This is a genomic window from Mesorhizobium sp. M7A.F.Ca.ET.027.03.2.1, from assembly GCF_003999175.1.
Classification (GTDB): domain Bacteria; phylum Pseudomonadota; class Alphaproteobacteria; order Rhizobiales; family Rhizobiaceae; genus Mesorhizobium.
This window is the reverse complement of sequence record NZ_RZOM01001378.1, coordinates 1-1,278: the sequence shown is the minus strand read 5'-3', so window position 1 is coordinate 1,278 and position 1,278 is coordinate 1. Positions and strand designations below refer to the sequence as shown.

At 65.7% G+C, this 1,278-nt stretch carries 1 protein-coding gene; it reads left to right on the top strand.

The genetic code is table 11. The features are described 5' to 3' along the window. Window positions 1–79 precede the first annotated feature (79 nt). A complete protein-coding gene (locus EN750_RS34830) occupies window positions 80–1,270 on the top strand; it encodes an integrase core domain-containing protein (protein ID WP_127399311.1) in 1,191 nt (396 codons plus the stop codon). Window positions 1,271–1,278: the final 8 nt, after the last annotated feature.

Genomic DNA, 1,278 nt, shown 5'->3' with positions numbered 1-1,278 from the left:
TGTCCGAACCGGATAGATAGGTAACAGAATGGACTGATTAGATGGGTGACAGTTTTCTTGTCCGCCGGGAGGACCGGCGATGGTTTGGCGAGAGACTGGCATCATGGATGAGCGGCTTCGGTTTGTTGTGGAATGCCTTTCTGGCGAGGAGACGATGACGCAGCTGTGTACTGCCTTCGAGATCTCGCGCAAGACCGGGTACAAATGGCTTGGACGCTACCGGGAGTTCGGGCCGGAAGGCCTGCATGATCTGCCGCGGGCGCCGCTCGAGCACGGCCGGGCAACGGCAGCGGAGCTGGTGGAGCGGATCGTGGCGGAGAAGGAAGCGCATCCGCTGTGGGGGCCCAAGAAGATCATGGCCCGGCTGAAGCGTGCGGAGCCCTGCTGCGGTTGGCCTGCGGTCTCGACGGCCGGTGAGATCCTGAAGCGGCATGGACTTGTGGGGCGTAAGCGCAGGCGCTGGAAGGCGGCCGGCAACGGTCCATGGCCGGAGCCCGAGGGGCCGAACGCGCTGTGGACGGGCGATCACAAGGGCTGGTTCCGGACTGGCGACGGGTGGCGCTGCGAGCCGCTGACGGTGATGGATGGGGCGTGCCGCTATCTTCTGGCGCTCGAAGCGACGGGTTCGACGGCGGACGCCGAGGCCTGGCCGGTGTTTGAGCGCCTGTTTGAAGAGCATGGGCTGCCGGATCGGTTCAGAAGCGACAATGGCCCACCCTTCGCATCGCCTGGCGTCACGGGTCTGACGCCGCTTGCGGCGCGCTTCATCAAGCTTGGCATCGCTCTTGAGCGCATCCAGCCGGGCAAGCCGCAGCAGAACGGGCGCCATGAGCGCTTCCACCTGACCATGCTGCCGATGGCCAAGGCACCGGAGGCCGACAGGGCGGCTCAAGCTCAGGCTTTCGAGGCCTTCCGGCGCAGCTACAATGAGGAGCGCCCGCACGAGGCGCTTGGCATGGGCACCCCGGCGCAGCATTACCTTCCCTCGACCCGTCCCATGCCTAAGACGATCCCCGAGCCGGACTATCCGGCCGAGGCGGCGGTGCGCAGCGTGCGCCAGAACGGCGCCGTCAAATGGCAGGGCGCAGAGATCTACGTCTCGGCCACGCTGGCAGGCGAGCCGATTGCCATCGAAGAGACTGAGAACGGCCAATGGGCGGTGCGCTTCCATGCCCATCCGCTCGGCTTCATCGACCACAAGCACAGGAAACTGGTTCGCCGCAGCGCCGCGCCAACCCAACCGCTTGGCGCTGCCGCGAACCCATCATAAGGGGGAAA